A 13,175-nucleotide genomic window follows, 5' to 3' on the forward strand; every position below is an offset into this window, starting at 1 on the left:
GAGCATGCCCAAGGCCGGGCGGCGTGTCATCTATCTAGGTTTAGCGTTGCGCTTGAGCGCCCAGTTCAGCCGAGGCTTGAGCCGCCGGCTCAGGCTTCACCGGGTTGGCCGGCCAGGCCTTGCGGTCCAGGTCCAGGTCGGGGAACTGGCTGGAATCGAACACCGGGGTCTTGATGCCTGCCGCGCGCTGGTTGTCGTAGTCGTTCAGGATGCGCATGGCGATCTTGAACAGGAACGCCAGGGCGAACAGGTTGACGAAGGCCAGCATGGTCATGGTGATGTCGGCGAAGGCGAACACGGTGCTGAGGTTCTCGATGGAGCCCCAGAAAATCAGCGCCAGCACCAGGGCGCGATAGCCCATCAGCACCTTGCGGTTGTTGCCCACCAGGAAGCGCAGGTTGCTCTCGCCGAGGTAGTAGTTGTACATGATCGAGGTGAACACGAACAACGCCAGGGCCACCGAGATGAACATCCGGCCCCAGTCGCCGACCACTGCCGCCAGGGAGTTCTGGGTCAGGGCAATGCCGTCGCCTTCAAAGCCCGGGGTGTAGAAACCGGAAAGCAGGATCAGCAAGGCGGTGCAGGTGCAGATCACGAAGGTGTCGAGGAACACGCTGAACGCCTGGACCACGCCCTGAGCGATCGGGTGTTCCACCGAGGCCACAGCGGCCACGTTAGGCGCACTGCCCAGACCGGCTTCGTTGGCGAACACGCCGCGCTTCACACCCATGATGATCGCGCTGCCCACCAGGCCACCGAAGGCTTGGTCGAGGCCGAACGCGCTCTTGACGATGGTCGCGAGCATGGCCGGCACGTGGTCGAATTGCAGCACGATCACGTAGAGGGTCACGGCGATGTACACCAGGGTCTTGACCGGTACCAGCAGGTCGGCGATCGAGGCGATGCGCTTGATCCCGCCGATGAATACCAGGCCCAGCAATGCCGCCAGGGCCAGGCCGGTGTAAGTGGTGTCGAGGCCAAAGGCGTTGTTCAGCGAGTGGGTCACGGCGTGGGCTTGCAGGCCGTTGAAGGCAAAGCCGAAGGTCACGAGCAGCAGGAACGCCATGACCATACCCAGCCAGCGCTTGTGCAAGCCGTGCTGGATGTAATAGGCCGGGCCGCCACGGTAGGTGCCTTCGACGTCAGTGCGCTTGTACAGCTGGCCGAGCGAGCACTCGATAAAGCTCGACGACATGCCCACCAGCGCGGTGACCCACATCCAGAACACGGCGCCCGGGCCACCCAGGGTCACGGCAATGCCGACCCCGGCGATGTTACCGGCGCCGACACGGCCGGCCAGGCTGAGCATCAGCGCCTGGAACGAGCTGAGTTGGCCGGAGCTGCTCTTCAGGCTGTCTTTGAACACCGAGAACATGTGGAAAAAGTGGCGCAACTGGACGAAACGCGAGCGGATCGTGAAATAACCGCCGAGCCCGACAATGAGCACGATCAATACTTTCCCTGAGAGGAAGTCGTTGATGACTTCGAGCATGGAGTGTTCCTCGCTGATTTTTCTAATGGCAAACGCAGGACGGTCCGACGCATCGTCTCGCACCAGGCAGTGCACGACGCTTCGACCCCAATCCTTTTGCGGGTGTTGTTATTCATGCGGTTTCGCGCTGTCCAGGACCTCGTTACCGACGATCTCTGACGCGAAGAGGGGCGGCACTATACCTAGGCGAACGTGATCCGTCTGCCTGGGCTGATTAAAGGTTTCAGCCACACTGTTTCAGGCGATGAGGGTTTGCAGGGCGATATTGGATTTTTTATGGGCGTCATTTCACAACCTTGAGGCAAAAAAAAGGGCCTGAAGAACGAGCCTTCAGGCCCTCAAAAGGTGAGAGGTGTCTAGTCCCTCAACCTGGTGAGCGGTGCAACAAACGCTTAGGCCTTCAACGGGACCAAGCGTGGAGCGATCATGTTTTCGGGGCGCAGGATGTCGTCGAGCATGGCGTCGTCGAGCAAGCCTTCTTCGCGCACCAGTTCCAGCACGCCACGGCCGCTTTCAAGGGCGATACGCGCGATGCGGGTGGCGTTTTCATAGCCGATGTACGGGTTCAGCGCGGTGACCAGGCCGATGGAGTGCTCCACCAGTTCGCGGCAGCGCGCTTCGTTGGCGGTGATGCCGACGATGCAGTGTTCGCGCAGCATGTCCATGGCGCGTTGCAGCAGGCGGATCGAGTCGAAGATCTTGAAAGCGATCAGCGGCTCCATCACGTTCAGTTGCAGCTGGCCGCCTTCGGCCGCCATGGTCAGGGCCAGGTCGTTGCCGATGACTTGGAACGCCACCTGGTTCACGGCTTCCGGGATCACCGGGTTGACCTTGCCGGGCATGATCGAGCTGCCTGGCTGGCGCGCCGGCAGGTTGATCTCGTTGATGCCGGTGCGCGGGCCGCTGGACAGCAGGCGCAGGTCGTTGCAGATCTTCGACAGCTTCACCGCCGTACGCTTGAGCATGCCGGAGAACAGCACGAAGGCGCCCATGTCGGAGGTGGCTTCGATCAGGTCGGCCGCCGGTACCAGCGGCTGGCCGCTGATCAGCGCCAGGCGTTGTACGGCCAGGGCCTGGTAACGCGGGTCGGCGTTGATGCCGGTGCCGATGGCGGTGCCGCCCAGGTTCACTTCGGTCAGCAGCTCTGGCGCCATGGTTTTCAGGCGGGCCAGGTCTTCGCCGAGGGTGGTGGCGAAGGCGCGGAATTCCTGGCCGAGGGTCATCGGCACGGCGTCTTGCAATTGGGTGCGGCCCATTTTCAGCACATGGCCGAACTCGACACCTTTGGCGGCGAAGGCCTGGATCAAGCTGTCGAGGCTGGCCAGCAGCGCGTCATGGCCCAGCAGCAGACCCAGGCGGATCGCGGTCGGGTAGGCGTCGTTGGTCGACTGCGCCATGTTCACGTCGTTGTTGGGGTGCAGGTATTGGTATTCGCCCTTCTGGTGACCCATGGCCTCCAGCGCGATGTTGGCGATGACTTCGTTGGCATTCATGTTTGTTGAAGTGCCAGCGCCGCCTTGAATCATGTCCACCACGAATTCTTCGTGGAAATCGCCGCGGATCAGGCGGGCACAGGCTTCGCTGATGGCAGCGTGCTTGGCTTCGCTGAGCTGGCCCAACTCGCGGTTGGCGTCAGCCGCCGCTTGCTTGACCATCGCCAGACCGACCACCAATTTCGGGTAATGCGAAATCGGAACGCCCGAGAGGCGGAAGTTGTTCACCGCTCGCAGGGTCTGGATGCCGTAATACGCTTGGGCAGGTACGTCGAGTACGCCAAGCAGGTCTTTTTCGGTACGGAATGATGCAGCGGAGGACATGACGGAAATCATCTCGATATGGACCCGGAACAGGCCGGAACGCTGCGAATGCTAGGCTTGTGGAAGTTTTTGGGCCAATGCTGTTCAGCACTGGCCTATGCATAAACGGCATAATGTAGCTGTGACCCGGCTATCATGGCGGGCGTGTGTGCCAAAATGGTGCGTATCCGTGGGAGGCAGTGATGAACCTTGAGAGCAAATGGCTGGAAGACTTCAGCGCCCTGGCGGCCACCCGCAGCTTTTCCCAGGCGGCGGAGCGGCGCTTTGTCACCCAGCCGGCGTTCAGCCGCCGTATCCGCAGCCTGGAGGCCGCGCTGGGGCTGACCCTGGTAAACCGCTCGCGCACGCCAGTGGAGCTGACGGCGGCGGGGCAGCTGTTTCTGGTCACTGCGCGCACGGTGGTCGAGCAGCTTGGTGAAGTGCTGCGCCATTTGCATCACCTGGAAGGCGGGCAGGGCGAAGTCATGCAAGTGGCCGCCGCTCACTCCCTGGCGCTGGGATTCTTCCCGCGCTGGATCGCGCAACTGCGCAACGAAGGTTTGAACATCGCCACGCGGCTGGTCGCCACCAACGTCGGCGATGCCGTGCACGCCCTGCGCGAAGGCGGCTGCGACCTGATGCTGGCGTTCTACGACCCGGACGCGGCGATGCAGATGGACGCCGAAATATTCCCCTCGCTGCACTTGGGCAACACCGAAATGCTCCCGGTGTGCGCAGCCGATGCCGACGGCAAGCCGCTGTTCGACCTCGAAGGCGAGGGCAGCGTGCCGTTGCTGGCCTACAGCGCCGGCGCGTTCCTCGGCCGTTCGGTGCACCTGCTGCTGCGCCAGCGCGCGCTGCGTTTTACCACCGTGTATGAAACGGCCATGGCTGACAGCCTCAAAAGCATGGCGCTGGAAGGTTTGGGCATTGCCTGGGTGCCGCAACTCAGCGTGCGCGCGGAACTGGCCCGGGGTGAACTGGTGGTCTGCGGTGGTCCGCAATGGCATGTACCGCTGGAGATTCGCCTGTATCGCTGCGCGCTGGTGCGCAAGGCGAATGTGCGCTTGTTGTGGCGCAAGCTCGAAGGTGGCGCGGCACAGAATGCTTGAGCCCGGCACCGATCAAATGTGGGAGGGGGCTTGCCCCCGATAGCGGTGTATCAGAGACAGATAAGTGCCTGACACACCGTCATCGGGGGAAAGCCCCCTCCCACACTATTTCGCGGCGCTTTGGACTGACTTTTAAGTCAATAAAACCGCCACTTTGCGCCGCTAGACAGATGGTCATCCGAGGGGCTGTTTATCTGGATTATTACGGTATACTGCGCGGCCTTCGGCCGGTCCAACCGGCCTTAATTCGTACACCAAGCCACGCCGGATTTCCCGCGTGGCTTGTTGTTTTTTGACGCGCCTGCGGGCGCCCAGAGAGAAGAGGCACGACGATGAGTGCATTGGTTGGCGTGATCATGGGCTCCAAGTCCGATTGGTCCACCCTTAGCCACACCGCCGATATGCTGGAAAAACTCGGCATTCCGTATGAAGTGAAAGTGGTCTCTGCCCACCGCACCCCGGATTTGCTGTTCCAGTATGCCGATGAAGCAGAATCCCGTGGCATCGAGGTGATCATCGCCGGTGCCGGCGGCGCGGCGCACCTGCCAGGCATGTGCGCAGCCAAGACTCACCTGCCCGTGCTGGGCGTACCGGTGCAGTCGGCAATGCTCTCGGGCGTCGATTCGCTGCTGTCCATCGTGCAGATGCCAGCCGGTATCCCCGTGGCCACCCTGGCGATCGGCAAGGCCGGCGCGATCAACGCCGCGTTGCTGTCCGCCAGCATCCTGGGCGCCAAGCACCCGCAGTTCCACGCGGTGCTGAAAAAATTCCGTGCTGAGCAGACAGACAGCGTGCTGGACAATCCAGACCCACGTATCGCCTGAGGTTGTTGACGATGAAAATCGGTGTAATCGGTGGCGGCCAACTCGGCCGCATGCTGGCCTTGGCGGGCACTCCGCTGGGGATGAACTTCGCTTTCCTGGACCCGGCGCCGGATGCCTGCGCTGCAGCCCTGGGTGAACACCTGCGCGCTGACTACAGCGACCCGGACCACCTGCGCCAACTGGCCGACGAAGTCGACCTGGTGACCTTCGAGTTCGAAAGCGTCCCGGCTGAAACCGTGGCGTTCCTGTCGCAATTCGTGCCGGTGTACCCGAGTGCCGAAGCCCTGCGGATCGCCCGCGACCGCTGGTTCGAGAAGAGCATGTTCAAGGACCTGGGCATTCCGACCCCGGCCTTCGCCGATATCCAGTCCCAGGCAGACCTGGACGCCGCCGTCGCCAGCATCGGCCTGCCGGCCGTGCTCAAGACCCGCACCCTGGGTTACGACGGCAAGGGCCAGAAAGTGCTGCGCACGGCCGCCGATGTGGTTGGCACTTTTGCCGAGCTGGGCAGCGTAGCCTGCCTGCTGGAAGGCTTTGTGCCGTTCACCGGTGAAGTCTCGCTGATCGCCGTGCGTGCCCGTGATGGCGAAACGCGCTTCTACCCGTTGGTGCACAACACCCACGACAGCGGCATCCTCAAGCTGTCCGTGGCCAGCACCGATCACCCGTTGCAGGCCCTGGCCGAAGACTATTCCAGCCGCGTGCTCAAGCAGCTGGATTATGTCGGCGTGATGGCGTTCGAGTTCTTTGAAGTCGACGGTGGCCTCAAGGCCAACGAAATCGCCCCGCGCGTGCACAACTCCGGGCATTGGACCACCGAAGGCGCCGAGTGCAGCCAGTTCGAAAACCACCTTCGCGCGGTTGCCGGCTTGCCGTTGGGTTCCACCGCCAAGGTGGGCGAGAGCGCCATGCTCAACTTTATCGGTGTGGTACCGCCGGTCGAGCAGGTGATTGCGATTGATGACTGCCACCTGCATCACTACGGCAAGGCCTTCAAGGCCGGGCGCAAGGTCGGCCACGCCAACCTGCGCTGCAAGGACCGTGCGACGCTTGAAGCGCAGATCCTCAAGGTTGAAGCGCTGATCGCCGAGCAATAAGCCAAGTCCGATGGGAACCATTGGTCATCGTCGTCTCTCTGATTGCAGGATGCCAAAGCCTGTCTAGGCTTCGGCATAGCTCACTTCATACAGAGGGAAATGCCATGGGTATCATCGGAACCATCTTTATCGGCCTGATCGTCGGTCTGCTCGCGCGTTTCCTCAAGCCCGGCGACGACAGCATGGGCTGGATCATGACCATCCTGCTGGGTATCGCCGGCTCCCTGGCCGCGACCTACGGTGGTCAGGCGCTGGGTATTTACCAGGCGGGTCAGGGCGCAGGTTTCATCGGCGCACTGGTTGGCGCGATTGTCCTGCTGGTGATCTACGGCTTGATCAAAAAGAAGTAATCAGCCGACAAAGTCCTCTGCGCTGCGCAGGCGCAGAGGGCTAGAATGCTCGCCACCTGTACTTGCCGAGCCTCTCCATGCGCCGTCTTTTGTTGACTCTCCTTTTGCTTGGCTCCGGCCTGGCCCACGCCGGCGAACTGCCGGAAACCGACTGGCTCGACCTGATGCCGCTGTCGGACCAGAAAGCCCTCGAGGCCATGCCCGAGATCGACCACAACTCCCCCGAAGCCCAGGGCACCTTTACCGACAAGGGTGGCTTGAAGCAGAGCAAAGGCTTGCCGGCGGTGATGTATTCGACCAAGACCGTGGCCGCCATGAACGGCAAGAACATCCGCATCGGCGGCTACCCGGTGCCGCTGGAAACCGATGCCAAGGGCCGCAGCACCCTGTTTTTCCTGGTGCCGTACCCGGGCGCGTGCATCCACGTGCCGCCACCGCCGCCTAACCAGTTGGTGCTGGTGCGCTATCCGAAGGGGTTGAAGCTGGATGATATCTACACGCCGCTGTGGGTCACGGGAACGTTGAAGGTGGAGAAGGTGAATAATGACTTGGCAGATGCCGCCTATGCATTGGATGCCGGCAAGGTGCGAGTGGTGAAGGAGTCCGATCTCTAAACCACAACACAAAACCAATGTGGGAGGGGGCTTGCCCCCTCCCACAGTTTGATCCGTGTTTACAGGGCTAGACTGGTGATGCTCACGCCTAACGTGTGGCTTGCGCCTGGCGCAAGGCTCACCACATCATCCAACACATTCGCCGTCTCAATGCACAGCATGCCCTGCCAGCCATCGTCGGCCATGTCGTCGAAGGCCTTGGCGCGTTCGGTCCAGGGGTTCCAGATCACGGTGGATTTCGACCCCTCGGCAGTGAGCTGGATGCGGCGCTGCCAGTCCGTATCGACAATATTCAGCTGCGCGGGTGTATCGAGGTAGATGCGATCCGTCTCGGCGCTGAAGTGCAGCAAGCCCGCTTGCGTCTTCTCGGCCCAGCCATCGGCGGTGTCGATATAGGCCCCACCGTCCAAACCGTCGACCTGCACGTTGCGCACATCGCTCACGGCAAAGTAGGTGTGCAGCGCCTGGCTGAGGGTCACGGTGTGGGTGTCGCGGTTATGGCTGGTCAGGCGGATATGCAGTTGGTCATCCAGCAGCAGGCTCAGCGTCAGGTCGACTTGGTGTGGCCAGCCAGGAAAGCCGCCGGCAGGCACTGGTAGTTTCAGGTCCACGCGTAGCGCTTCACCTTCAAGCTCGGTCTTGGCCAATTCCCACAGCGCCGTGCGCACAAAACCATGGGCGCCGGCCGGTTGCTCACTCTGGCGCATCGCCTTGACGCTTTGCGGGTTGCGATCGAACACGCCAAACCACGGCCAGCACACGGGAACGCCGGTGCGGATACCTTTGCCCTGCTTGAACACCGCCTCAGGGTTCGGCCAGATCAGCGGCTGCTCGCCTTCGCGCTGGTAGCTGAAAATATGCGCGCCCTGTTGGGCCACCATCAGCTCGGCGCCGTTGTGGCGGATGCGCCAGCAATCCAGCGCGTCGATTTTCACGGATTCAACGTGGGGCAAGGGCATACAAAGCACTCTTCATGGCAGGCAATGGGGCAATTGACCGTCAAAACCCGGCGAGGTTTAACGCGCGCGCGACGGTACCGAACGCGTGCGGCCGCTGCCATCGATGGCGACGAATACAAACACCGCCTCGGTGACCTTGCGCCATTCGCTGGACAGCGGGTCGTCGCTCCACACTTCGACCATCATCTGGATCGAGCTGCGGCCGATTTCCAGGGCCTGGGTATAGAAGGACAATTGCGCGCCGACCGCCACGGGTACGAGGAACGCCATGCGATCAATCGCCACGGTAGCTACTCGGCCGCCGGCAACCTTGCTGGCCATCGCGGTGCCCGCCAGGTCCATCTGCGCGACCAGCCAGCCGCCGAAGATGTCGCCGAAGCCGTTGGTTTCACGCGGGAGCGCGGTGATTTGCAGGGCGAGATCGCCTTGCGGGATAGGGTCTTCTTGTTCGAGTTCGATCATGCCGTGAATGCCTCTCAAGACTGCGGGTCTGGCGCGTGCGTGGGCCGAGTATATCGACACCCTCGCGCCGCGACGACCGTCTCTGGTTGATTTGGTCGGCAATTGGCGGCTGTATGGCGGCTTTTTCCGGCAACTGTGCTTCTGATGTGCTTTTGCAAGCGATTTGCTATCTTGCCCAACCCGTCCTGGCTCAGCCAGCCCCTCGGATCTGCCGTCCTGACTAATAAGAGAAGCCTTGCCATGTCCTCCGTGCCCGCAAGCAGTGCGCAACCTTCGCGCCCGCTGACCCGCAACGACTACAAAACCCTGTCGCTGTCTGCCTTGGGCGGGGCGCTGGAATTTTATGATTTCATCATTTTCGTGTTTTTCGCCACCGTGGTCGGAAAACTCTTTTTCCCCGTCGACATGCCCGAATGGCTGCGCATGATGCAGACCTTCGGCATCTTCGCCGCCGGCTACCTGGCACGCCCGCTGGGCGGCATCATCATGGCGCACTTCGGTGACCTGCTGGGCCGCAAGAAAATGTTCACCTTGAGCATCTTCATGATGGCCGTGCCGACCCTGATCATGGGCCTGCTGCCGACCTACGCACAGATCGGCCTGTGGGCGCCGATCCTGTTGCTGCTGATGCGCGTCATCCAGGGCGCGGCGATTGGCGGCGAAGTACCCGGCGCCTGGGTATTCGTCTCCGAGCACGTACCGCCGCGCCATATCGGCTACGCCTGCGGCACCCTGACCAGCGGCCTCACCGCCGGTATTTTGCTGGGTTCGCTGGTGGCCACCGCGATCAACACTATTTATAGCCCGGAGCAGGTGTCGGATTACGCCTGGCGGATCCCGTTCCTGCTCGGTGGTGTGTTCGGCCTGCTGTCGGTGTACCTGCGCCGCTGGCTGCATGAAACGCCGATCTTCGCCGAGATGCAGCAGCGCAAGACCCTGGCCGCCGAGCTGCCGTTGCGCGCCGTGCTGCGCGACCATCGTGGCGCCATCGTGCTGTCGATGCTGCTGACCTGGCTGCTGTCGGCCGGCATCGTCGTGGTTATCCTGATGACGCCGACCGTGTTACAAACCGTCTATCACTTCAGCGCAACCGTAGCGCTGCAGGCCAACAGCCTGGCCATCGTCACCCTGAGCCTGGGCTGCATTGCTTCCGGCGCCCTGGCTGACCGTTTTGGTGCCGGGCGGGTGTTGATCGTCGGTTGCGCACTGCTGCTGGCAACCTCCTGGACCCTGTATCACAGCCTGATTGCCCACCCGGACTGGCTGTTCCCGCTGTACGCCTTGACCGGCCTGTTTGTCGGCACTATCGGCGTGGTGCCGTACGTGATGGTCAAAGCCTTCCCACCGGTGGTGCGCTTCAGTGGCCTGTCGTTCTCCTACAACGTGGCCTATGCCATCTTCGGTGGCCTGACGCCGCTGGCGGTGTCGCTGCTGATGAAGGAAAGCCCGATGGGGCCGTCCTACTACGTGGCTGCGCTGTGTGTGATGGGGATGGTGGTCGGTGGTTATCTGTGGAAGCGCGGGCGCTAACCGCTGAGCAGCGAACTCGCCAGCAGCGCCTTCAACCCCATCGGTTTGGCGAAATAATAACCCTGGGCCTGCCCCGCGCCGATGTCGCGCAGCAGGGCCAGGGTGGCGCCATCCTCGACCCCTTCGGCCACCACACTCAGGTCCAGCGACTCGGCCATGCGCACAATTGCGCGCACGATGGCGCGGCTGCGCGGGCTGGTGGTCAGCTCGAAGATGAACGACTTGTCGATCTTCAAGCCGCTGAAGCGGTATTGATGCACATAACTCAGGGATGAAAACCCTGCGCCGAAGTCATCGAGCACCACCGACATGCCGTTGTCCGCCAACTGCTGCATGGTCAGCCGGGCCATCGCCGGCTCGGCCACCAGCGCGCCTTCGGTCAATTCCAGGCAGATGCGCGAGGGCGCAACCCCGTGGCGCGCCAACAGGGCGAGCACATCACTGGCAAAGTCCGCGCGAGTCATGCTGTAGCTGGAACAGTTGACGTGCACCGGCGGCCAATTGGCGTGTTCGGGCTGGGCGAGGATCACCGCGATGCTGGTGAGCATGTACAGGTCCAGCCGGCCGATCAGGCGCAAACCTTCGACATCGGGTAAAAACTCGCCGGGGGCAATCACTCTGCCATCGGGCTGCTGCCAGCGGATCAGGGCCTCAAGGGCCAGCAGTTTGCCGTTGTCGACGCTGACAATCGGCTGGAAATATGGCACCAGTTCGTCGCTGCGCTTGAGCGCGTTGCGCAGGGCGCCCTCACGCTCAACCTGGTCCGAGACTTCGTGGCGCACTTCCTGGTTGAACACCGCGTAGCTGTCGCGCCCGGCACTCTTGACCCGGTACATCGCCGCATCGGCATCGCGCAGCAGGTCTGCGGGCTCATGGTGGAACTGGCTGTCGGCGCTGACAATGCCGATGCTGCACGACGAAAACACTTCATGGCCATTGATCACGAACGGCAGGTCAAACGCCAGCAGGATCCGTTCGGCGATTTCGATCGTCACCTCCAGCGGCGCGCCGGGTGCCAGCACCGAAAACTCATCGCCGCCCAGGCGCGCGAGCATATCGCTGCCGCGCAGGCAGCTGCGCAAGCGGTGGGCGGCCTGGATCAGCAGCAGGTCGCCGAAGTGATGGCCGAGGCTGTCATTAACCAGTTTGAAGCGGTCAAGGTCGATAAACATCACGGCCAGGTGCCCGCCCTCGCTGCCGAACTGCAACCAGGCCTGGTTGAGGTGCTGTTGCAGGAAGGTGCGGTTCGGCAGCCCGGTCAGTGCATCGTGGGAATTTTCGTGTTGCAGCTTGGCATTGGCGTCATCCAGTTCGCGGGTGCGGCTCTGTACCCGGGCTTCCAGCTTGAGGTTGGCCGCGTGGATCGCTTCGGCCGCCGTGCGTCGCGACAGGGCGGTGTCGATGTGCCGCGATACAAACGTCAGTAGCTCCTGATCACGCAGGGTGTAGCGCACCGCCGAGGTGTAGCTTTGCACCGCCAGCACGCCGCGCACCACGTCGCCATCGAACAACGGGATGCCCAGCCAGGAGTCGGAGCGCACGGACTCATGGGCCCGGTCGATTTCACCCTGGGTTGCCAGGCGTTCTGCCTCGGTGGAGTCGATCAGGCACGGCCGGCGCTGGCGGATGACGTACTCGGTCAGGCCGCGGCGACCACGCCGGGGGGCTGGGCACGCCTTTAGTCGCTCGTCGACGTAGTAGGGAAAGGTCACTTCGTGGGTCGTGTCATCGAACAAGGCGATGTAGAAGTTCTGCGCGAAGAGCAAGTCGCCGACGATGCCATGCAAGGTTTGAAACAACTCAGCCATGTCCCCCGGTTGGCTCGACAGCTCGGCAATCTGGAACAGCGCGCTCTGCAAGTGCTCGGCGCGTTCGCGGTCGGCGACTTCCTGGCGCAGCGCATCGTTGAGTGCCGACAGCTCCAGGGTGCGACGGATCACGGTTTCTTCCAGGTCTTCGCGGTGCAGGATGCGGTTCAGCGCCATGGCCACGTGCCGGGCCACTACCAGAAACAGCGCGCGGTCCTCGGCGCTGTAGGTGCGCGACACGTCGTAGACCTGCATGGCGAGCATGCCAAACACGTCATCCGAGGCGTTTTTCAGCGGCGCGCCCATCCAGAACTCGGGGCAATCCCCCACGCAGTGGAAACGGCCCTCGGCCTGAGCCGCGCGAATCCCGGCGGCGTCGATCAGCAAGGGTTGGCCGGAGGTCAGCACCTGCCCGGTCAGCGACAGCCGCGAGCGGTCAAGGTATTCGTAGTTCTCGGACTCCAGGGCCTCGACATCAATAATGTCGACGTAGTACGGGTAGTCGATCTTGCCGCTGTGGGGGTCGTACAGCGCGAGGTAAAAATTCTCGGCATCAATCAGGCTGGCCAGCAGTTGGTGAACCCCGACCAGGAACACCGAGCGGTCGCGGGTGGAACTGGCCAGGTAGGTGATTTCATACAGCACACGCTGGGTGATCTGCGCGCGGGCGAGGGTGTGGGTCTGTAGCTGAATGCCGAGGTTCAGGGCAAGGTCGGCGAGCGCCGGTTGCGCAGCGTGCTCGAGGGGGGCGAGCAGCCAGCCCAGCTCGCTTTCGCCGGTGCCGGTTGGCCAGCGGTGCAGGCGGTGGGCCGAGCAAAAGCCTTCAAACGCGTCATTGGCAATGCTTGCGGGCCATTGCGCCTGTGGGTCGCCTTTGCCGAGCAAATGCAGTTGCTCACCGGCGCGGTAAACGACCCATGCAGTGGTATGGGCCCAGCTGCGTGCTGAGCCCAGTAATTGCTCGATGGTGTCCGGGTTTCCCTTGCGTTCAGACGCGCGTGCGCCGCCGTCTTTCGCGTGTAGCGGGGAGTCAGTCAATAGATGAACACTCATCAGCACTCCCTGAGCCAAAACTGGCAATGCCCACCCATTGTTCGATGGCTATGTGCTATCGACTTTCGGTTTAACGTC

Annotated in this window: 11 protein-coding genes; 6 read left to right on the top strand and 5 right to left on the bottom strand. The window is 62.5% G+C overall.

Annotated features, from left to right (window positions below; genetic code table 11):
- Positions 1–40: 40 nt before the first annotated feature.
- Both AC0IYH_RS09220 and aspA read right to left on the bottom strand, forming a co-directional pair.
- Positions 41–1,492, bottom strand: coding sequence for an alanine/glycine:cation symporter family protein (locus AC0IYH_RS09220; protein ID WP_116627044.1), 1,452 nt, complete (start codon positions 1,490–1,492; stop codon positions 41–43).
- A gap of 392 nt (positions 1,493–1,884) precedes the next feature.
- On the bottom strand, positions 1,885–3,309 hold the full coding sequence (gene aspA, locus AC0IYH_RS09225; RefSeq protein WP_471833977.1) for an aspartate ammonia-lyase: 1,425 nt from the start codon (positions 3,307–3,309) through the stop codon (positions 1,885–1,887).
- A 182-nt stretch (positions 3,310–3,491) separates the two neighbouring features.
- On the opposite strand from aspA, the gene AC0IYH_RS09230 reads away from it, so the two are divergent.
- The 5 genes from AC0IYH_RS09230 to AC0IYH_RS09250 all read left to right on the top strand — a co-directional run bounded on the left by AC0IYH_RS09230 (position 3,492) and on the right by AC0IYH_RS09250 (position 7,285).
- The gene (locus AC0IYH_RS09230) at positions 3,492–4,400 is read left to right on the top strand and encodes a LysR substrate-binding domain-containing protein (RefSeq protein WP_115485444.1); all 909 of its coding nucleotides are present in this window, start codon (positions 3,492–3,494) and stop codon (positions 4,398–4,400) included.
- Positions 4,401–4,732: 332 nt separating this feature from the next.
- Positions 4,733–5,224, top strand: coding sequence for a 5-(carboxyamino)imidazole ribonucleotide mutase (gene purE, locus AC0IYH_RS09235; protein WP_003176980.1), 492 nt, complete (start codon positions 4,733–4,735; stop codon positions 5,222–5,224).
- An 11-nt stretch (positions 5,225–5,235) separates the two neighbouring features.
- Positions 5,236–6,321: a 5-(carboxyamino)imidazole ribonucleotide synthase gene (locus AC0IYH_RS09240; protein ID WP_101273639.1), complete on the top strand. Its 1,086-nt coding sequence runs from the start codon at positions 5,236–5,238 to the stop codon at positions 6,319–6,321.
- 104 nt (positions 6,322–6,425) lie between these two features.
- The gene (locus AC0IYH_RS09245) at positions 6,426–6,671 is read left to right on the top strand and encodes a GlsB/YeaQ/YmgE family stress response membrane protein (RefSeq protein ID WP_005792540.1); all 246 of its coding nucleotides are present in this window, start codon (positions 6,426–6,428) and stop codon (positions 6,669–6,671) included.
- Positions 6,672–6,748: 77 nt separating this feature from the next.
- On the top strand, positions 6,749–7,285 hold the full coding sequence (locus tag AC0IYH_RS09250; RefSeq protein WP_050784921.1) for a DUF3299 domain-containing protein: 537 nt from the start codon (positions 6,749–6,751) through the stop codon (positions 7,283–7,285).
- Positions 7,286–7,344: 59 nt separating this feature from the next.
- Here the strand turns inward: AC0IYH_RS09250 and AC0IYH_RS09255 are convergent, their stop codons facing one another.
- Together AC0IYH_RS09255 and AC0IYH_RS09260 are read right to left on the bottom strand one after the other, a co-directional pair.
- Positions 7,345–8,244: a D-hexose-6-phosphate mutarotase gene (locus AC0IYH_RS09255; protein ID WP_471833980.1), complete on the bottom strand. Its 900-nt coding sequence runs from the start codon at positions 8,242–8,244 to the stop codon at positions 7,345–7,347.
- 57 nt (positions 8,245–8,301) lie between these two features.
- Positions 8,302–8,706: an acyl-CoA thioesterase gene (locus tag AC0IYH_RS09260; RefSeq protein WP_003176975.1), complete on the bottom strand. Its 405-nt coding sequence runs from the start codon at positions 8,704–8,706 to the stop codon at positions 8,302–8,304.
- A 240-nt stretch (positions 8,707–8,946) separates the two neighbouring features.
- On the opposite strand from AC0IYH_RS09260, the gene AC0IYH_RS09265 reads away from it, so the two are divergent.
- Positions 8,947–10,236, top strand: coding sequence for an MFS transporter (locus AC0IYH_RS09265; protein WP_116627041.1), 1,290 nt, complete (start codon positions 8,947–8,949; stop codon positions 10,234–10,236).
- Here AC0IYH_RS09265 and AC0IYH_RS09270 read toward each other — a convergent pair.
- Positions 10,233–13,097, bottom strand: coding sequence for an EAL domain-containing protein (locus AC0IYH_RS09270; protein ID WP_471833982.1), 2,865 nt, complete (start codon positions 13,095–13,097; stop codon positions 10,233–10,235). The two genes, AC0IYH_RS09265 and AC0IYH_RS09270, sit on opposite strands and share 4 nt — an antisense overlap.
- Positions 13,098–13,175: the final 78 nt, after the last annotated feature.

The organism is Pseudomonas sp. AC463 (assembly GCF_979253585.1).

Coding starts and splice junctions, on each gene's coding strand:
- AC0IYH_RS09230 (WP_115485444.1), top strand. CDS start 3,492: ATGAACCTTGAGAGCAAATGGCTGGAAGACTTCAGCGCCCTGGCGGCC.
- AC0IYH_RS09265 (WP_116627041.1), top strand. CDS start 8,947: ATGTCCTCCGTGCCCGCAAGCAGTGCGCAACCTTCGCGCCCGCTGACC.
- aspA (WP_471833977.1), bottom strand. CDS start 3,309: ATGTCCTCCGCTGCATCATTCCGTACCGAAAAAGACCTGCTTGGCGTA.
- AC0IYH_RS09260 (WP_003176975.1), bottom strand. CDS start 8,706: ATGATCGAACTCGAACAAGAAGACCCTATCCCGCAAGGCGATCTCGCC.
- AC0IYH_RS09240 (WP_101273639.1), top strand. CDS start 5,236: ATGAAAATCGGTGTAATCGGTGGCGGCCAACTCGGCCGCATGCTGGCC.
- AC0IYH_RS09220 (WP_116627044.1), bottom strand. CDS start 1,492: ATGCTCGAAGTCATCAACGACTTCCTCTCAGGGAAAGTATTGATCGTG.
- AC0IYH_RS09255 (WP_471833980.1), bottom strand. CDS start 8,244: ATGCCCTTGCCCCACGTTGAATCCGTGAAAATCGACGCGCTGGATTGC.
- AC0IYH_RS09250 (WP_050784921.1), top strand. CDS start 6,749: ATGCGCCGTCTTTTGTTGACTCTCCTTTTGCTTGGCTCCGGCCTGGCC.
- AC0IYH_RS09270 (WP_471833982.1), bottom strand. CDS start 13,097: ATGAGTGTTCATCTATTGACTGACTCCCCGCTACACGCGAAAGACGGC.
- AC0IYH_RS09245 (WP_005792540.1), top strand. CDS start 6,426: ATGGGTATCATCGGAACCATCTTTATCGGCCTGATCGTCGGTCTGCTC.
- purE (WP_003176980.1), top strand. CDS start 4,733: ATGAGTGCATTGGTTGGCGTGATCATGGGCTCCAAGTCCGATTGGTCC.